The organism is Pseudoalteromonas nigrifaciens (genome assembly GCF_002221505.1).
GTDB lineage: Bacteria > Pseudomonadota > Gammaproteobacteria > Enterobacterales > Alteromonadaceae > Pseudoalteromonas > Pseudoalteromonas nigrifaciens.
The window spans coordinates 3,372,966-3,391,739 of record NZ_CP011036.1 but is presented as its reverse complement, the minus strand read 5'-3'; the positions used below and the strand labels follow the sequence as shown (position 1 = coordinate 3,391,739).

At 40.9% G+C, this 18,774-nt stretch carries 17 protein-coding genes and 4 tRNA genes; 11 read left to right on the top strand and 10 right to left on the bottom strand.

Annotated elements, in window-relative coordinates:
• Positions 1–61: 61 nt before the first annotated feature.
• Positions 62–1,903, bottom strand: a complete 1,842-nt coding sequence (locus PNIG_RS16025) for a M1 family metallopeptidase (RefSeq protein WP_011329542.1) — start codon at positions 1,901–1,903, stop codon at positions 62–64.
• Between the two features lie 143 nt (positions 1,904–2,046).
• On the opposite strand from PNIG_RS16025, the gene murB reads away from it, so the two are divergent.
• The 8 genes from murB (at position 2,047) to tuf (ending at position 6,597) form a co-directional block, all read left to right on the top strand.
• Complete coding sequence (gene murB / locus PNIG_RS16020; protein ID WP_089368877.1) at positions 2,047–3,057, top strand: UDP-N-acetylmuramate dehydrogenase; 1,011 nt, start codon at positions 2,047–2,049, stop codon at positions 3,055–3,057.
• A complete protein-coding gene (gene birA, locus PNIG_RS16015; protein WP_089368876.1) occupies positions 3,054–4,046 on the top strand; it encodes a bifunctional biotin--[acetyl-CoA-carboxylase] ligase/biotin operon repressor BirA in 993 nt (330 codons plus the stop codon). Before murB ends, birA begins: the two co-directional genes overlap by 4 nt.
• Complete coding sequence (locus PNIG_RS16010; RefSeq protein ID WP_089368875.1) at positions 4,043–4,750, top strand: pantothenate kinase; 708 nt, start codon at positions 4,043–4,045, stop codon at positions 4,748–4,750. Before birA ends, PNIG_RS16010 begins: the two co-directional genes overlap by 4 nt.
• Before the next feature lie 117 nt (positions 4,751–4,867).
• Positions 4,868–4,943: transfer RNA gene (locus PNIG_RS16005), tRNA-Thr, on the top strand.
• Between the two features lie 41 nt (positions 4,944–4,984).
• A tRNA-Tyr gene (locus tag PNIG_RS16000) sits at positions 4,985–5,069 on the top strand.
• Positions 5,070–5,114: 45 nt separating this feature from the next.
• Positions 5,115–5,189, top strand: a tRNA-Gly gene (locus tag PNIG_RS15995).
• Between the two features lie 12 nt (positions 5,190–5,201).
• A tRNA-Thr gene (locus tag PNIG_RS15990) sits at positions 5,202–5,277 on the top strand.
• Positions 5,278–5,412: 135 nt separating this feature from the next.
• Positions 5,413–6,597, top strand: coding sequence for an elongation factor Tu (gene tuf, locus PNIG_RS15985; protein WP_011329538.1), 1,185 nt, complete (start codon positions 5,413–5,415; stop codon positions 6,595–6,597).
• Between the two features lie 368 nt (positions 6,598–6,965).
• Here tuf and PNIG_RS15980 read toward each other — a convergent pair whose 3' ends face one another.
• The 5 genes from PNIG_RS15980 to PNIG_RS15960 all read right to left on the bottom strand — a co-directional run bounded on the left by PNIG_RS15980 (position 6,966) and on the right by PNIG_RS15960 (position 12,434).
• Positions 6,966–8,159: a dipeptidase gene (locus tag PNIG_RS15980; protein ID WP_089368874.1), complete on the bottom strand. Its 1,194-nt coding sequence runs from the start codon at positions 8,157–8,159 to the stop codon at positions 6,966–6,968.
• 75 nt (positions 8,160–8,234) lie between these two features.
• Positions 8,235–8,489, bottom strand: a complete 255-nt coding sequence (locus PNIG_RS15975; protein ID WP_011329536.1) for a YheU family protein — start codon at positions 8,487–8,489, stop codon at positions 8,235–8,237.
• Complete coding sequence (locus tag PNIG_RS15970) at positions 8,486–9,478, bottom strand: hydrolase (RefSeq protein ID WP_011329535.1); 993 nt, start codon at positions 9,476–9,478, stop codon at positions 8,486–8,488. Before PNIG_RS15970 ends, PNIG_RS15975 begins: the two co-directional genes overlap by 4 nt.
• A 624-nt stretch (positions 9,479–10,102) precedes the next feature.
• Positions 10,103–10,528 carry a TIGR02444 family protein gene (locus tag PNIG_RS15965; protein WP_089368873.1) on the bottom strand — a complete coding sequence of 142 codons (426 nt, stop codon included), beginning with the start codon at positions 10,526–10,528 and terminating at the stop codon, positions 10,103–10,105.
• Positions 10,512–12,434 (bottom strand): ATP-binding cassette domain-containing protein, encoded by a 1,923-nt coding sequence (locus PNIG_RS15960; RefSeq protein WP_089368872.1) that lies wholly within the window; start codon positions 12,432–12,434, stop codon positions 10,512–10,514. The genes PNIG_RS15965 and PNIG_RS15960 overlap by 17 nt, the downstream gene beginning before the upstream one ends.
• 132 nt (positions 12,435–12,566) lie before the next feature.
• Here PNIG_RS15960 and PNIG_RS15955 point away from each other — a divergent pair, with 132 nt between their 5' ends.
• Positions 12,567–12,770, top strand: a complete 204-nt coding sequence (locus tag PNIG_RS15955; protein ID WP_041454614.1) for a YheV family putative zinc ribbon protein — start codon at positions 12,567–12,569, stop codon at positions 12,768–12,770.
• Positions 12,771–12,793: 23 nt separating this feature from the next.
• Here the strand turns inward: PNIG_RS15955 and PNIG_RS15950 are convergent, their stop codons facing one another.
• Together PNIG_RS15950 and PNIG_RS15945 are read right to left on the bottom strand one after the other, a co-directional pair.
• Positions 12,794–13,009 carry a SlyX family protein gene (locus PNIG_RS15950; protein ID WP_011329530.1) on the bottom strand — a complete coding sequence of 72 codons (216 nt, stop codon included), beginning with the start codon at positions 13,007–13,009 and terminating at the stop codon, positions 12,794–12,796.
• Positions 12,996–13,994 (bottom strand): WD40 repeat domain-containing protein, encoded by a 999-nt coding sequence (locus tag PNIG_RS15945; protein WP_011329529.1) that lies wholly within the window; start codon positions 13,992–13,994, stop codon positions 12,996–12,998. Before PNIG_RS15945 ends, PNIG_RS15950 begins: the two co-directional genes overlap by 14 nt.
• Before the next feature lie 214 nt (positions 13,995–14,208).
• On the opposite strand from PNIG_RS15945, the gene fkpA reads away from it, so the two are divergent.
• Positions 14,209–14,961 (top strand): FKBP-type peptidyl-prolyl cis-trans isomerase, encoded by a 753-nt coding sequence (gene fkpA, locus PNIG_RS15940; RefSeq protein ID WP_011329528.1) that lies wholly within the window; start codon positions 14,209–14,211, stop codon positions 14,959–14,961.
• Positions 14,962–15,051: 90 nt separating this feature from the next.
• Here the strand turns inward: fkpA and PNIG_RS15935 are convergent, their stop codons facing one another.
• Positions 15,052–15,522: an Rsd/AlgQ family anti-sigma factor gene (locus PNIG_RS15935; RefSeq protein WP_011329527.1), complete on the bottom strand. Its 471-nt coding sequence runs from the start codon at positions 15,520–15,522 to the stop codon at positions 15,052–15,054.
• A gap of 527 nt (positions 15,523–16,049) precedes the next feature.
• Here PNIG_RS15935 and hemE point away from each other — a divergent pair.
• Positions 16,050–17,114 (top strand): uroporphyrinogen decarboxylase, encoded by a 1,065-nt coding sequence (hemE, locus tag PNIG_RS15930; RefSeq protein WP_058374381.1) that lies wholly within the window; start codon positions 16,050–16,052, stop codon positions 17,112–17,114.
• 219 nt (positions 17,115–17,333) lie between these two features.
• Here hemE and sthA read toward each other — a convergent pair whose 3' ends face one another.
• A complete protein-coding gene (gene sthA, locus PNIG_RS15925; RefSeq protein ID WP_172459241.1) occupies positions 17,334–18,764 on the bottom strand; it encodes a Si-specific NAD(P)(+) transhydrogenase in 1,431 nt (476 codons plus the stop codon).
• Positions 18,765–18,774 lie beyond the last annotated feature (10 nt).

Below are 18,774 nucleotides of genomic sequence, written 5' to 3'. Positions count from 1 at the left end.
AATGTCGGCCCTTTTTGTATTTTAAACACTCGCTTATTAAGCTCGTTTTTATTTAAATAATTTATTCAAATAATGCGTCTATAGTGCCATGTGCTAGTGGGTGATAACCCGGGCGTGCTTTTAAGTACACGCTTTGTGCCCAGTCTTTTTTGCCGTTATCAATAAGTGACTTATAAAGCGGGACAATTAGCTTGCGACGACCAATACTGGTTAAGTGCTTATCAAGCGCCGGATAAATTGGCTGGTAGCCATTACCTACCGCTAGCATAAACCAAGCAAATGCACGCTCAGCGTTAGTTGATTGCGTTAAGTTATACGCAGTATCAAGCTCGCTCATATGTGTTTGGCTTAAATCGCGCGGTAAGTTATTTAAAAAGTGCAACCATTCATGCACCGACCAATTAGCTGTAGGCAATTGCGCTGCTGTGATATCGCCATTTAACCAAGTAGCTGTTGCTGTATCTACTTTATCAAAAGCATCTGATGTTGGATTAGGTGTATCGCTTGGTAAACCTGGCGCAAAAATCCATTCATTTACTTTATCCATGCTCACAATACCAGGGTACTTATCAATTAAGTTAGCTTTTAGGTAAGTAACAAATTGTGCAGTGGTTAAAGATTTAAAGGCAAATTCGTTAAAGTAAGTTTTTACAAAGGCGTCAAACTTATCGCGGCCATATTTTTCTTCTAGGTAAATTAAGAATAACTGCCCTTTGGTATAAGGTACAGAGCTAAACGCATCATCAGGATCGCGGCCATTAAGCTTTAAGTTAAGGCGCGTGTCTGGTGCATCAAGCGTTTTAATTTGGGCGCGAATACCTGCTGCATCAAGGGCTTGTTCCATTACTGCGCGGTCGCGACCAAATACTTCTTCCATAATGCGGTTTTCAACGTACGAGGTAAAACCTTCGTTTAACCATAAATCTTCCCAGGTTGCATTGGTAACTAAGTTACCAGACCAAGAATGAGCAAGCTCATGTGCAATTAGATTTACTAAGCTTTTGTCGCCTGCAACCACGGTTGGGGTAATAAACGAAAGGCGTGGGTTTTCCATGCCACCAAACGGAAAACTTGGCGGTAGCATAAGCAAATCGTAACGACCCCATGCATAATCGCCGTAAAGTGCGTTAGTTTTATCGATCATCGCTTGGGTGTCGTTAAATTCGGCAACTGAAGCATCTAAAATAGTTGGCTCAGCAAAAATACCGGTTTGATGCGACATTGCTTTAAATTCTAAATTACCTGCGCCAATAGCAATTAAGTAAGGCGAAATAGCTTGTGGCATATCAAAAATATAGTCGCCATCTTTATAAAGTGCGTCTTTATTGTCGGCACTCATTACCGCACGTATATCTTTAGGGGTATGAATGCGCGCTGAGTACGTTACTCGCATTGCTGGCGTGTCTTGTACTGGGATCCAGCTACGTGCATGAATTGCTTGCGATTGGCTGTACATAAACGGGTGTGTTTTGCTGGCTGTTTGCTCTGGTGTTAACCATTGTAGGCCAGACGCTTCAGGGCGGCTATTATAGTAAATACGTACTTTTGGCGCTTGGCTTTTAAAAGTAATAGTTAATTTTGAGCCTTTAACATCATCGCGTGTTGCTAAACTAAATTTAGCTTTATGCCATGTGCCGTTTTGCGTTTGATACATTACTTTATCAATATCTAAATCGCGAGTATCGAGCACTAGAGTTTTACTGTTGTTATTTTGCCATTCTAGGGTGTGCTCAACAAAACCTTCTAATTGCTTGTCGGCAAAGTCGACATCTAAATCAAGGTTTAAATGCGTAGTAATAACGTCATTAAGATTAGCATACGAGTTTTGATCAATAGCATTGGCCATTGCTTGTGAGCACATACCAGCCATAGCTAGGCTTAAAAAAAGAGGTGTGATTTTCATAATTACCCTGAACACAAATAAATAAGTGTTGGTTTTATATCATGATTGGCGAGGCGGGTTGAGCAATTTTTACATTCAGATGCGCTATTTGCGACAATGCGTTAAACTAACGCGATTAGTTACCGGTATATTTAGAGAGCTTTGTGGCGCACTCATTACAAACGTTACATACATTTGCATTAACCAGCCAATGCCAACAATTTGTTAAAATTAATAACCTAGAGCAGCTTAAAACGCAAAGCTTTAAGCCTCCATTTTGCCTATTAGGCGAGGGCAGTAATACAGTATTTTTAAATGATTACACCGGTACTGTTATTAAAATGGCAACTCAAGGTGTACAAATAAAAGAGCGCGCAAACGATTACTTAATTAGCGTGGCCGCTGGCGAAAACTGGCATCAACTAGTCAGCGAGCTGTTGGCTAAAAACATTCCCGGGCTTGAAAACCTAGCGCTTATTCCCGGTACTGTGGGTGCTGCGCCGGTGCAAAATATTGGTGCCTACGGAGTTGAATTGGCTAAATTTGTAGAGTCGGTTGAGTATTTTGATATAGCAAACAAAACCTTTAATACCTTAAATAATGCGCAATGTGAATTTGGCTATCGCGATTCTATTTTTAAACACGCGTTAAAAAATAAAGCGGTGATCACTACTGTGCATTTAGCCTTGCCTAAAGGGTGGCAGCCGGTATTGAGTTATGGACCGCTGCAGCAACTTGCAGCCGTTACGCCACAAGCGGTATTTGAGCAAGTAATAGCAACACGTAACAGCAAATTGCCCAATCCTTATACCTTACCTAATGCAGGTAGTTTTTTTAAAAACCCCATTATTACTAATCAATGTTTAGCTGCTTTATTAACTACCTTTGCAGATTTACCGCATTATAAACACGGTGCAAAGCACCATAAAGTGGCTGCGGGTTGGCTAATAGAGCAAGCGGGTTTAAAAGGCTACCGCATTGCAGGTATTGAGGTACATAAACAACAAGCCCTAGTGCTAGTAAATTACGGCCAAAGCCAAGGAAGCGATTTAATTGCGATGATTAAACATATTCAACACAGCGTATTTTCTCGTTACAACATTATGTTAGAGCACGAAGTACGCTTAATTAATAACAGTAGTGAATGCCATATTACAGCGGATCCAACGCCATGAAAGCACCCGATGGGAATAAACTCGCCATTTTAAATGCCCTCAATCAAGGTGGTTTTATTTCAGGGCAGGTATTAGGCGAGCAACTGGGTATTAGCCGCGCAGCTATTAGTAAGCATATTAAAAGCTTACAAGAAATGGGCTTAGATATTTTTAAGGTAACTGGTAAAGGTTACAGCTTAAATAGCCAAGTCGGACTGTTAAACCAAGCGCAAATACAACAACACTATCAAGCGTTAGGTGCAACTACCGCCAAAGTAGAAGTACACCCCATAATAGACTCCACTAATAGTGAGCTAATGCGCCGCATACAAGCAAAAACTGAGCTTGAATCGGGTACTGTTATTGTGGCCGAAATGCAGCAGTTGGGGCGTGGGCGTCGGGGCCGGGTTTGGCAGTCGCCATTTGGAGCCAACTTATATTATAGTTACTTTTGGCGCTTAGATGATGGCATACAAGCCGCTATGGGCGTATCTATAGTGGTTGGCTTAGCTGTATATGATGCTATTAAAGCGCTATACAACATAGAAGTAGAGCTAAAATGGCCTAACGATATTTACCTCAATAAACAAAAGCTCGCTGGCGTATTAGTTGAGCTCGACGCGCAACCGCAAGGTCCTTGTCAGTTAGTTATAGGCATAGGTATTAACTTACAAATGCCAGAGAGCTTTAGTCAGCACATTGATCAAGCATGGACTGATTTAAGTCAACATACGCAGCAGCTTAATAAAAATCAGTTGGTTGCCTCGCTTACTTATCATTTAGAGCAGCGTTTAGAGCAGTATAGTGAAAGCGGTTTACAGAGCATGCATCAGCAATGGAATGCTTTAAATGCATTTGCTGGTGAATGTGTAGAGCTAAATACCGGACATCGTAGTTGGCGCGGAATATGTGAGGGAATAGACTCACAAGGCGGAATTCGTATTCGCCAAGATGGTGAAGTAAAAAGCTATTACGGCGGCGAAATTTCGCTCAGAAAGGCGCAACTATGAAATTACTCATAGATGTAGGCAATACTTCACTTAAAGCTAAGCTGTGGCAAAACGAGCAAGTTCAGGCATGTGATTTAAATAATTTACCTTGGCATGCAATTACACACGTTATTTATGCTTGCGTAGGGCGCAGTGAGCTACTTAATGCTATTTTAGCGCAAGCCGCCTTTAATAGTATTAGCTGCTTTGAAGCTAAAGTAACTAAAACGCTAGGTGGGCTCACCTGTGCTTACGAGCACTTTAATAATTTAGGCATAGATAGATGGCTGGCACTTATTGCAAGTTTTACCTTGTATCCAAATAAGGCCTGCATAGTTGTTGATGCCGGTACGGCTACCACAATTGATGTACTCAATAGTGACGGGCAGCACTTAGGTGGCTGGATTTTACCTGGCCTTGATTTAATGACCCGCTCGTTAACGCAAAATACCCAGCGCGTTTTTGATGATGAAAATACGCCATTTACTAATCAACTGGGAATAAACACCCCAAATGGTTTAAAAAATGGTGCCTTGGTTGCCACCATAGGAGCAATTAACCAAGCTAAACCTTATTTAAATGATAAAAATACGCAAATTATTTTTGCCGGTGGTTATGGTTCGTTATTACAACAGCAATTCAAAGAGAGTATTTTTGATCCTATGCTGGTTATTAAAGGCTTAAATTATTGGTATGAATTAGATGAAAACAGCAATAAATTATAAAAAAGCCGGTTTTTGCCTGAATTGTGAGCATTTAAACAATAAATTCTCATTTATTTTAATTTTATAGTTGCATCCCAATAAAGCTTACTCTAATATCTCGCCCCGTACTAAAGCAGTGCCGACTTAGCTCAGCTGGTAGAGCAACTGACTTGTAATCAGTAGGTCAACCGTTCGACTCGGTTAGTCGGCACCACTTTCCTTTTTACCGAAAGTGCATTAGTAAAGAATTATCGTGGAGGGGTTCCCGAGCGGCCAAAGGGATCAGACTGTAAATCTGACGGCTCAGCCTTCGCTGGTTCGAATCCAGCTCCCTCCACCACTTTATTCTTGACGGTTAGAGGTATTTTAAGAACAGGTTCCTAACGCGGGCATCGTATAATGGCTATTACCTCAGCCTTCCAAGCTGATGATGCGGGTTCGATTCCCGCTGCCCGCTCCAGTTTATGGTGATGCTGATATAGCTCAGTTGGTAGAGCGCACCCTTGGTAAGGGTGAGGTCGGCAGTTCGACTCTGCCTATCAGCACCAGTTTTAAGAACCTCCTTAAGCGCTTCCTTTATCTGTCAGAAAAAACTATTTGAAATTTGAAAAAATCAACTTAATCTACCTATGGTGGATTATTTTCATATGTAATATAGATACACAAAACTGATAGGTTCCGTCATGGCAAAAGCAAAGTTTGAACGCGTAAAACCGCATGTTAACGTAGGTACAATTGGCCACGTTGACCACGGTAAAACTACATTAACTGCAGCAATCACTAACGTACTTGCAAAAGTATACGGCGGTGTTGCTAAAGATTTCGCATCAATCGACAACGCTCCAGAAGAGCGCGAGCGCGGTATCACAATTTCAACGTCTCACGTTGAATACGATACGCCTACTCGTCACTACGCACACGTAGATTGTCCTGGTCACGCCGATTATGTTAAAAACATGATCACTGGTGCTGCTCAAATGGACGGTGCTATTTTAGTAGTAGCTGCGACTGATGGTCCTATGCCACAAACACGTGAGCACATCCTACTTTCTCGCCAAGTTGGCGTTCCTTACATCATCGTGTTCATGAACAAATGTGACATGGTTGATGACGAAGAGCTACTTGAGCTAGTAGAAATGGAAGTTCGTGAACTTCTTTCAGAATACGATTTCCCAGGTGATGACTTACCACTAATTCAAGGTTCAGCACTTAAAGCGCTTGAAGGCGAGAAAGAGTGGGAAGATAAGATTGTTGAGCTTGCAAACGCACTTGACTCTTACATTCCAGAGCCAGAACGTGACATCGATAAAGCATTCATCATGCCTATCGAAGACGTTTTCTCAATCCAAGGCCGTGGTACTGTTGTAACTGGTCGTGTTGAAGCTGGTATTATCCGCATCAACGACGAGATTGAAATTGTTGGTATCCGTGATACAACTAAGTCAATCTGTACTGGTGTTGAAATGTTCCGTAAACTGCTTGACGAAGGTCGTGCTGGTGAGAACATTGGTGCACTTTTACGTGGTACTAAGCGTGAAGACGTTGAACGTGGTCAAGTACTAGCTAAGCCTGGTTCAATCAAGCCACACACTACTTTTGAATCAGAAGTATACGTACTTTCAAAAGATGAAGGTGGTCGTCATACTCCATTCTTCAAAGGTTACCGTCCACAGTTCTACTTCCGTACAACTGACGTAACTGGTGACGTACAGTTACCAGAAGGCGTAGAAATGGTAATGCCTGGTGATAACGTTAAGATGACAGTAACTCTAATCGCGCCAATCGCGATGGACGAAGGTCTTCGTTTCGCTATCCGTGAAGGTGGTCGTACTGTAGGCGCTGGCGTTGTTGCAAACATCGTAGCGTAATAATTAACGTTTAAGTTAATTGTTAGAAAAAGGTCACTTAGGTGGCCTTTTTTAATGCCTGTAATAAAGTGCAGGTTGCAGGTATTAGGTTTTAGATATTAGGTACGAGGCTTCAGGTTTAAGGTAGAGCAGAGCGGTGTTAACTTTATCGTCGTAGCGTGGGTTTGAGGCTTACGAACCTCGAGGATAAAGCATGAGGGTGGCGTTGTTGGCTTAGATTTATGCAAGTTGAGGATAGAAACACGCGGCCATTGGCCGCGTTATATATTGAAGTTAGTGTTAGTTATGTTTTTCTAACCTGATACCTGATACCTGATACCTGATACCTGATACCTGATACCTGATACCTGATACCTGATACCTAGAGCCTAATGCTTTTTCGCATACGCTTCGGCTTGTTTCCAAACGCGTAGTGTATTGCCGCTTAAAATCTTTTTAATGTCGGTATCACTGTAGCCCCTGTCCATTAAACCTTGTACTAGGTTAGGATAGCTAGATACGTCTTTTAAGCCAATTGGCAGCGAATCGCCAACACCATCATAATCAGAACCAATACCTACATAATCAATACCAATTAGCGCAACTACGTGATCAATATGATCAAGCACCTGCTCGAGACTGGCAAATGGGTAGGGGTTTTTAGCGCGATATGCAGCATCAAAATCATTACTTAATTTGGTGCCTTCTTTTTTTGCAGACTCTTTTGTACTTTTTAGCTGCTTGCCCCAACTACCTGCTTTAGCGGTAACAAAGCTTGAGCCAAAGTTAATTTGAATAACCCCGCCATTTTTTTTCAGCGCCAGTAGCATGTCGTCATTCATATTACGCTCAAAACCGGGTGTGTATTTGCGTAGCGATGAATGCGAGGCTATAACGGGTGTTTTAGAGAGTTCTATTACCTGATAAAACGCATCATCAGAAATGTGCGAAACGTCGATTAACATGCCAATGTTGTTCATTTCAGTAACTAGCTTTTTACCAAAAGGGCTTAAGCCTTTCCATTTACGGCGAATGTCGTATGACGAGTCAGAAATATGGTTGCTTTGCGAATGAGCAAGGGTAATATAACGCACACCACGGTCGAAAAAGTGTTGTAGATTTTTCATATCACCTTCAATAGGTGAGCCATTTTCCATGCCCATAGCAATCGAAAGCTTACCTTGCTTAAACTGCTCTTCTATATCGACAGTTGAGCTGGCAATTGCAAATTTGTCGGGTGCACGTTGTGCGATTGCTTCCATACTATCAATAAGTAAATTAGCAAGTTGATAGCTTTTACCTTTGCCTTCAAATTCTAAGTGAGCAGGAATGTAAATCGACATAAATGGGGCATTTAAACCGCCTTGTATAGCGCGAGGGTAGTCAAAGTCACCATCGTCGGTGGCTTTGGTAACGTCGGCCCATTTGTCGTGTAGACGGTAAGGTACATCAATATGGGTATCAATTAAAATTGTGTCTTTTGCCAGCTTAATTGCTTTATCTGATGCGGTTATTGTTGTTGCATTAGCTTGGCTACTTAATGCTAGTGATATGGCTACCACTAGAGTGCTGAGTTTTATCATTTTATGGCTCTTTGGGTAAAAAGCCATTGTGTACTTTCAATACAAAAGTTACAAGTGCTACAAAGTTAACTGTATCTAATCAAACGATTGTGCCTGATGCTCTTCACTTTGCAGCGCTTTAAATTCGCCTTTGGAAATGATAGTTACCGACTCATGTAGTTCTGAAAAAAACACCATAGCTTCACCACTTTTAAGCTGCAGCTTTACTTGGTTTACTTTCGATTCAATACTGGCTTCTACTTCGCCATAATCAGTGCCTTCGCGCAGTACATAGCTTTCTATTAGGTTGTATAAGGTGTCTTTATCAAGTTGCTCGTAAGGAATGATCATACTGACTCTTTGTTGGTTTTATTTAATACATATTGGCCAAAATAACTTGGCACCGCTTGCTCTAACCAAAATACCGGCTTAAATGGATTTTTACCGCTAATAAAGCCCACATGCCCGCCTTTTTCAGAGATGCGCAGCGTAACATGCTCACTCACATCTTGCCTACTTGGTACGGCCTTTATAGAGAGCATAGGATCGTCTTTGGCATGAATAATTAATGTTGGCACCGCTATATGTTTTAAATACGGCATAGCACTGGCTTGGCGGTAATAATCATGTGCATTTTCAAAGCCGTGTAAAGGCGCGGTAAGTTGATTATCAAACTCTAACAAGTCGTCAATTTCCATTAATTGATCGGTAGTTATCGATATTTGCTGCTTAATTTGTGGCAATTTACGCTGCATTGATTTTTTCATGCGATCGAGTAAATACTTTTGATAAATTTTACCTAAACTTTTTCGAATAACATCCGATGATGCCGATAAATCATAAGGTGCAGATACCAGTGCTGCTGCACTTAGCGGGCATTGTTGCTGTTGCTCGCCTAAATACTTAGCTAATACATTACCACCTAGCGAAAAGCCTACCGCAACTAAAGGTCGGTTTGGATATAGCTGCTTTAAGTGGTTTATAAAAAAGCTTAAGTCGGCGGTATCACCACTGTGATAAGCACGTGGTAAGCGATTTACTTCGGTGGAGCAGTTTCTAAAATGCATAAGCACCACTGCAAAACCTTGCTTTTTTAAGGCTTTCATCATGCCTTTGGCATAAAAGCTATTTATATTGCCTTCAAGTCCATGTAGTACCACAGCAAGAGGAGCCGTTTCGTTATGCGGTAGCGACCAAGCAAGCTCGATAAAGTCACCATCGGGAGTATCAAGTTGCTCCAATTGGTAGCGAGTATGATGAAATGGGCGGAAAAAACGCGGCATTATGGTCTGAACGTGACGATTGGTCATCCACCATGCGGGTTTGAACTTATGGATCATGTTTGTACTACACACTTTGCAATAAACGAGGCGCTAGTGTAGCAAATTTTTCGGCTAGGAAAATAAAAAGCGCCTAATCAGTAAACTGATAGGCGCTTTGTGCGTCGTGCTTAATTTTGGTCAGGAATTTCTGCTTCTTGTACTTTCTTAATAAAGTAGTATACAAAGAAAAGGCACAAGCTAATAACGATCCCCAGAAAACCAAACGATAAGAACAGTACTGGGTCGGTAAAAAAATCTCTGAAGAATACGTCCATAACTTGCCTCCTAATGTCTATGGGTTAATCATAAGCTGGGTTTAGGGATACAGTTATGATCAAGATCAAGTTATTTACCTAAGTGAAATAATGAGCGATATGAAGTTGATTTGGATCATGTTTTGAGAAGAAGGTATTAGGTTTAACAGATGGGTAAAGGGAGCAGGTGAAAACAGCTTTGACCACTGAGAATATAAGGATTAAAGAGGTTTTAATTTTTCCCTATAAAAGCGCAGCGCCTTTTAACCTGTTTGTGTATAAGTCACTTAAAGATCTTTTGCACAAAGAGAAAAGAATGAGCAGTAAAAGAGGGTAGGACTCATAAGTATTGAAATATGCGCGAGCTGTTTTTTCTGGCGCTTTGTACCTAAAAGCTGGCCTTTAAATATAATTCAATATTATTTGGCTCGGTACACTCTACCAATTCACATTCATTTACTGCATTTATTAGCATTTGCTGTTGCTGCTTTTCAAGCTTGAGCTCAGCGCTAAGCAGCTCTTTGCGTATGTTTGCATAGTCAGTAATAGCTTGTTGGTGTACTTTTAAATAACTGCGTGCTGCGCGTAGTTGCTGCATCACGTTATTATCGAGCTCATTAACAACTTGTGTTAATACTCCAAGCTGCTGACTATTTACAACTAAGTTTAGTGAATCTAAATACAAGAGTAATAAACACAAATTAACGTTTTTACCTTGCTGGTTTTGTAACTCCAGCAAGGTTTGTTGTTGCACTGGCTTTGCGTACAAAGTGCAGGAAAATTGCCAAAAATGGTCGCTATTGAGCAAGTTCATCGGCGAACGCCTGCTCTTTTTGTTCCATTTCGTCTAGCGCCATAAGGAGCGCTTCTTCAATGTCGTTAAGCTTAGGTGTAAGTGTGGCTTGTTTGGCTAGTAACTCTTTTAGCTTGGCTTTATTGTCATCAGAATATAGCTCGTTATCACCTAATGCTACTTCAACCTCATTGAGCTCTGCAGCGTATTTGTCGAGTTGCTTTTCGAGCTTTTCAATTTGTTTTTTAAGCGGTTGCGTGGCTTTTCTAAATTCGGCCTCAAGGCGTTTTTGCTCTTTACGGTTAATACCTGAATTAGCTTTTACTTCGTCACTTTGCTCTGTTTTAGTCGCTTCTTTATTGGCGTTAAGCAGCCATTGGTAATACGCATCTAAGTCGTAACCAAATTGAGTTACTTTGCCGTCATCTACTAAGTAAAATTCATCGGCGGTGTTTTTAAGCATATGGCGGTCGTGCGATACAGTAACCATAGCGCCCTCAAAGCCTTGCAGTGCCATAACAAGTGCATGGCGCATTTCTAAATCAAGGTGGTTGGTTGGCTCATCGAGTAGTAATAAATTTGGCTTTTGATATACCAGCATGGCAAGTACTAAACGTGCTTTCTCGCCCCCCGAAAAGGGTGCTACTGGCTCAAGCGCTTTATCACCAATAAAGGCAAATCCGCCTAAAAAATCACGCAGTGATTGCTCAGTAGCCTTTGGGTTTAGTCGTTGTATATGTGTTATTGCATTGGCTTTTAAATCAAGAGATTCAAGTTGATGCTGCGCAAAATAACCAATATTTAGCCCATGGTGCTGAATAACTTCGCCAGCTTGAGGCTCTAAATCACCCGAAAGCAGTTTAATTAGCGTTGATTTACCCGCGCCATTTCGGCCAAGTAAAGCAATGCGGCTGCCTGGTACTAAGTTTAATTCTATATTATTTAAAATGGTGACATCACCATATCCCGCTTTGGCTTTATCTATTGTCATTAGTGGGTTTGGTAATGCTTTTGGCTCGGCAAACTCAAAGTTAAATGGTGAGTCGGCATGTGCTGGAGCTAATTTTTCCATACGCTCAAGTGCTTTCACGCGGCTTTGTGCTTGCTTAGCTTTACTGGCTTTTGCTTTAAAGCGAGTTATAAACTGTTCTAGATGAGCAATTTGCTCTTGTTGCTTATCAAACATGGCTTGCTGCTGTAGCATGCGCTCGGCTTTTTGACGCTCAAACTGCGAGTAGTTGCCTTTGTACACGTTGATAAGTTGTTTATCTATATGCCAAATTTGATCAACTACGGCATCTAAAAACTCACGGTCATGCGATATCAGCACTAAAGTTCCAGTATAAGCACGTAAAAAACGTTCAAGCCAATATACTGCGTCTAAATCAAGGTGGTTAGTGGGCTCATCAAGTAATAACAGGTCGGCATCGCGAATAAGCGCTTGGGCTAAATTTAAGCGCATACGCCAGCCACCCGAAAATGAACTTACCGGGTTTTCTATTAAGTTATTAGCAAAGCCTAAACCATGTAATAGCTCACCAGCGGTTGATTCAATGCTGTAGCCTTTAATGTTTTCAAGCTGAATATGTATTTTAGCTTGTGCGTCGCCATCGTTAGCTTGCTCGGCTTCACGCAGTGCAATACGCATGGCGTAATACTGCGGATGACCTTGTAGTACATAGTCTATTGCGCTTATTTCCAGTGCGGGAGTTTCTTGTTTTACTGACGCTATAGACCAGTCTTTAGGTATAGTAAAGTTACCGCCATCGAGCTGTAGCTCTGCTTTGAGGAGGCTAAATAGGGTTGATTTACCACAACCATTAGCGCCTACTAGGCCTACTTTATGCTCTGGAAATAACGTAGCAGATGCATTTTTTAATAAAGCTTTACCGCCACGAAGAAGTTCTATTTCTGAGATTTGGATCATAAATGCGTTACTTTACTGTGCCCTAATTGAATTGCCAATATGATAACACGGATCGTATTGGGCATATCAACCGTATCAACGCATCACGTAATACGATAAAATAACATTAGGTCAAACTGTGGGAAAAATCTCGTGAAACAAAAGAAGCGATTTATAGCTGGGGCAACATGTCCTGAATGTAAAGCCATGGATAGGTTAATGCTTTACAAAGAGCATGATGTAGAAAAAGTAGAATGTGTAGAGTGCGGCCATAAAATGGCACAGCCAGAACAGGCTGTGCAGGCGTCAACACGCCAGTTTGAACAAGTTATAGGCGTGTTTAAACCAGGAGATTAAATCCTTTGCTGCATAGCGGCATATTAATAATGCGGCGGCGGTGGCTCAGGTTCGTTTGACATCATCGATGATGATGACTGCGATTCTTTAATTTTTTCAGCCAGTAGCTCTGTTTGGCGTTTCATTTTTGCCAACAGCTGCTGGTGAACTTTTATTTCGTCATTTAAAATATCAATTGTTTCGTCTTGAAAAGCCACTTTGGCCTCAAGTTCCATTAAGCGATGTTCAATTGTGTTCATTATTCTCTCGTATAATAAATCGCTCTGCGATACCGCTGGAGCTTTCGGTTAATAACGACCTGCCGTTATCTGTAAATGTTACATCGAGCACCACGGCCGATTTAGGCTTACTGCCTTCGCGTGGTGTCACTTGCCAAGTTTGAATTTTTTCACCGCTCGATATTTGCCATAAATCAATGCGTTTATTAGGCGACCCAGTTGCTAGCAAATCACCTTGATCGTTAAAGCGTACCGCCGTAAAAATTTTCTGACGCGCAATATACTTCAGTTTACTTACAAGGTCACCTGTAGTCAGCTTCCATACATTTGCTTGTGCCATACTGTCGGCCGTAAATGCATAGCGACCTTGTGGGTCAAGCGTAACTTGAGTAACACGAGTAGGGTGGTTAAAGCGATGAATCACTTGCCCTGTACGCGTATCCCAAAAGTAAGCAACGTAATCGTTTGAACCACTTAAAGCATAGCGCCCGTTAGGGGCAAGATCGACCGTGTTTACTTTTTCTTGGTGGCCTAAAAACTCAATACGGCGGCCAGTTTCAAGGTTAATAAACACTACTACGCCATCGCTGCGCCCGTATAGTACGCTACGGCCTTGATTGCTTATAGCAATATCGCGAATACTGGATTTTTGTATTTTGTAGTAACCTTTATTTTCGCCGGTGGCAATATCCCATACCGCAAAGGTGGTTTTTTCGGCGGTAACAGCCACACTGTTGTCAAAAGCGATCGCAACGGCATAAACCAGGCTATCTTGGGCTTGTTGCTGAAACCATTGGTATTTAAGTGCTTGCTGTTGATTATCCCACAGCGCGACCCCATGGTTAATGGAGGAGACTAAGCTGTATTTACCATCATGCGATAGCGCCGATGAAAACGCGCCTTGTGCAGCATGTTCATAACTGGCAACAGCTTGTTGTTTTTCATCACTACAGGCGATGGCCGATAAACAGCAAAACACGATAAAAAAAGTACGAAATAACGGCATATTACAAGCATTTCCTCTTAACTCTTAGTGATTGAGAGGTTAGACTAGGTCTCGTTGAAGGCCTAGGTTGTTTGTCTAATCACTGGATATGTTTTTAGTTTAGCTAACAACGTAAATTTTAGTTATTAAACAAGCAGCCTATCATGTAGGTCGTTAATCTTTAACTAGTAATAATACAATAAATGGCAACTGCAAAGTGTGTCGGAGATTTAAAATGAAAAAGACGATTAAATTGTCATTGATTGCAGCGTCAGTTTTAGCGCTTACAGCATGTAATCAAGAAGCAAAAAAAGAGCAAGCTGAAGTTAAACTAGACACTGTAGCGCAGCAACAAGCATACGGTATTGGCGCATCGGTAGGTAACTTTTTAAATAAAGACTTAGCCGATAAAAAAGAAATTGGTATTGAACTAGACCAAGCGCTGTTAATTCGTGGTTTTGAAGATGCACTTGCTGGTAATGCAAAAATTGACGAAGAAAAAATTCGCGAAGTATTAACTGAGTTAGATACATCAGTGCGTACTAAGCAAGAAGCACAAGCAAAAGTAGAGTCTGAAAAAAGCAAAGAAGCGGGTGTAAAATACCTAGCTGATAACGCTAAAAAAGAAGGCGTTACTGTTACTGAGTCTGGCTTACAGTACGAAGTGATTACTCAAGGTGATGGCGAAAAACCAGCTGCAACTGATGTAGTTAAAGTACATTATAAAGGCACACTTTTAGATGGCACTGAATTTGATAGCTCATATTCACGTAACGAGCCAACAACTTTCCCTCTTAACCGTGTAATTACTGGTTGGACTGAAGGTTTACAACTTATGCCTGTTGGTTCTAAATATAAATTTACAATTCCTTCTGAGCTAGCTTATGGCGACCGTGATTTAGGTAAAATTCCTGCTAATTCAACACTTGTATTTGAAGTGGAATTATTAGAAATTCAAAGCGATGCAGATGCTGCAGCAGCAGAGTAAATAAGAGATAAGCTAAAAATAATTTAGCCTACATATACAAAAAGGGACTTTAAGTCCCTTTTTTAATGCGTATAAATAACGGTGCGCTTGTTAATCCGTATGATTAGCAAATAAGTTATCAATAAGCTCATCTTCTAGCGCAAAGCGCGCTTCAAGTGCTTCACCAAGAACAGATAAGTCATTGTCAAAGCCTACTAGTAAATCTTCTTTATCAACTTCAGCGTATTTATCGTTAAAATCTAGCGCAATGTCGGTGGTATCTGTTATTTTTGGGTAAATAGCATTTGCTAGCAATTGGCTTTCTGGGCCTTTACTTTCACAAGCCTTAGCAATGTCATCGTATATTTCAAAGTGACCGGCAGATAAGTAATCCATTAAAATTTGGCAAAACGTTTCAATTTGTTGTGGTTCAGGCAGGGCATGATCTTTTTTATCAGAAGGTGAAAACCCAGCTAGCTTACAATAAAGCACAATGAGGCGTTGTCGCTCGTTTAGCCATTTATCAATTACAGTATGGCTACCCCCCCACTTTTGTTGAGCATTTTCTACACGCGTCAGCATAATCGTTCTCCTAAGCTGGGTTGGTTTTTTTAGTTAAAAGTAAAAATTGTTTATACCTCAAGATATAGTTAATTGATGTGTATATCAACTAGTAAAATAGATGATCTAGAAGCAGTTTATTTTATTTGTAGGGAATTGATAATTTATTGCAGGCAAGAAAAAACCACCTGTTACGGTGGCTTAATTTTTTTCTATGGCTTGTTATAACAAGCTTTCTTATTTTTATTAGAAGATTTTTGTTATTGTTATTTTAAAACTTTTATTTTTATTGTTTTAAGATTTTTATTATTGTTTTTGTTAACGCGGGATAAACAATACCAAGGATTTAAGTATGTTGCAAACATATTAATGAAAAGTTTTAATTGTTGCTACTGTTTGCTTGTTTAATAGTCAAAAACAGTTAAAAACTCAAAACATCTTGATCTACCTCCTGTTGCTGTCAATTTAATCGCTTAGCGATAGAGAGGTAATGAATATGGTGGTACAATCTTGCTCAATTTCTATAAGCATTAGGATTATTTTACGCTATGAGCGAATTAAAAAACGACCGTTATTTACGTGCACTTGCAAAACAACCTGTTGATGTAACTCCAGTATGGATGATGCGCCAAGCAGGACGCTATTTACCAGAATACCGTGCTACACGTGCACAAGCGGGCGATTTTATGAGCCTGTGTAGAAATGCTGAGCTTGCTTGCGAAGTAACACTACAACCATTACGCCGCTACCCGTTAGATGCCGCTATTTTATTTAGTGATATTTTAACCATTCCAGATGCTATGGGCTTAGGTCTGTACTTTGAAACGGGTGAAGGTCCAAAGTTCGAGCGTCCAATTTCATCGCTTGCCGATGTTAAAAAAATTCCTAAGCTAGATCCAAACGACGATCTTGGTTATGTAATGAATGCGGTTAGTACTATTCGTCGTGAACTAAAAGGCGAAGTACCATTAATTGGTTTTTCGGGTTCACCGTGGACGTTAGCGACTTATATGGTTGAAGGCGGCAGCAGCAAAGTATTTGGCAAAATTAAAAAAATGGCATTTGCAGAGCCGCAAACGCTACATTTATTACTCGATAAACTAGCTGATTCGGTTATCGATTACTTAAATGCGCAAATTAAAGCTGGTGCACAATCGTTAATGGTGTTTGACTCATGGGGCGGTGTATTAAGCCCGCGCGACTACAATGAGTTTTCATTGCAGTACATGCACAAAATTGTTGATGGTTTAATTCGTGAATACGATGGCCGTAGAGTACCAGTTACTTTGTTTACTAAAAATGGTGGCCAATGGATTGAAGCAATTGCAGCAACTGGTTGTGATGCTATCGGCCTTGATTGGACCATTAATATTAGCGATGCTAAGCGCCGTGTAGGCGACAAAGTAGCATTACAAGGTAATATGGACCCATCAATGCTGCACGGTACGCCAGAGCGTATTCGTCAAGAAGTAGCGACTATTTTAGAAGACTTTGGCACAGGTAATGGCCATGTATTTAACCTTGGCCATGGTATTACACCAGATGTAGACCCTGAAAATGCGGGTGTGTTTATTAATGCCGTGCATGAGTTCAGTGCTAAATACCATAAGTAATAAATACCAAATAAAGTACTGAGTGTTTAGTGTGTTATTTTTCATAAATAAGTCTTAAATGTGTAAACACATTTAAGGACAAAACAGCTAAACAACAAAAAGCCCGCTTACTATTTTTAGTAAGCGGGCTTTTTAATAGGGCGTGTTTGGCACTTATGTGTCGTTATTGCCTATTTATCAAATAACCGCATTACATAGGTTATTCTTAGCTTAAAAGCTTTATTTAAATAAGCGATTTAATCCATTTAACGCTGCAACTCGGTAGGCTTCAGCCATAGTTGGGTAGTTAAAAGTGGTATTTACAAAGTATTCAATATTATTGCCGCCATTTTTTTGCTCCATTATGGCTTGGCCAATGTGGACAATTTCTGAGGCGCGCTCACCAAAGCAATGTACACCCAGTACTTCTTTGGTTTCTGTATGAAATAATATTTTTAAAGTACCCACTTCAGTACCCGCAATTTGCGCACGCGCAAGGTGTTTAAATTGCGCACGACCTACTTCATACGGAACTTTAGCAGCAGTAAGTTGCTGCTCGGTTTTACCTACTGAGCTCATTTCAGGAATAGTATAAATACCCGCTGGAATATCAATAATCAGCTTTTCATCACAGTTGCCACAGGAAATTGCATCTGCTGCAATACGGCCTTGGTCAAATGCGGCACTCGCTAGGCTTGGGTAACCAATCACATCGCCTACAGCGTATACGTTGTCAATTTCGGTTTGATAGGTTTCGTTTACTTTTAACTGACCACGGCTATCAGGTTTTAAGCCAATTGCTTCAAGGTTAAGCTTGTCGGTATTACCGGTGCGGCCATTAGCAAACAAAATACAGTCAGCTTTTACGCGTTTACCCGATTTTAAATGCATAATTACACAGTCATCACGGGTTTCAATATGATCAAACTCTTCGTTATGACGAATTACAATACCGCTATTCCAAAAGTGATAACTCAGCGCGTCAGATATTTCTGTGTCCATAAAGGCAAGTAGGCGGTCGCGAGTGTTAACTAAATCAACTTTGGCACCTAAGCCTTTAAAAATAGAGGCATACTCACAACCAATTACACCCGCACCATAAATAAGTACGCGATGTGGATCGTGGGTTAACCCTAAAATAGTATCGCTGTCGTAAATACGAGAATGGGTAAAGTCTACTTCTGGCGGACGGTATGGGCGCGAACCTGTAGCAATAACAATAGTCTTGGCCGTTAAACGCTCAGTTGAACCATCTTGGCGAGTTACTTCAACTGTATGTTTATCAATAAAACGCGCGTCGCCTTGAAACATTTGAATACGGTTACGGTCGTAAAAACTGCTACGTAAATTAGACTGCTTAGAAATAACTGAGCTGGCATGGCGTAAAATGTCAGGAAAAGTGAGTCGAGCAAGTCGATCACCGGTATTAAATAAAGGGTTTGTTTTATATTCTATATAACGGCTAACCGAGTGACGTAGGGCTTTAGAGGGAATGGTTCCCCAATGTACACAGCCCCCACCTACGGCTTCGTGGCGTTCAATAACAGCCACTTTTTTGTTATTTTTTGAAAGGTTCATAGCGGTACCTTCACCGCCAGGACCCGTGCCAATAATTACTGCATCATATTGATATGTCACGGGTGTTTTTTTCTTTTCTGGTTGTTTGGCCACAGCCACTCCT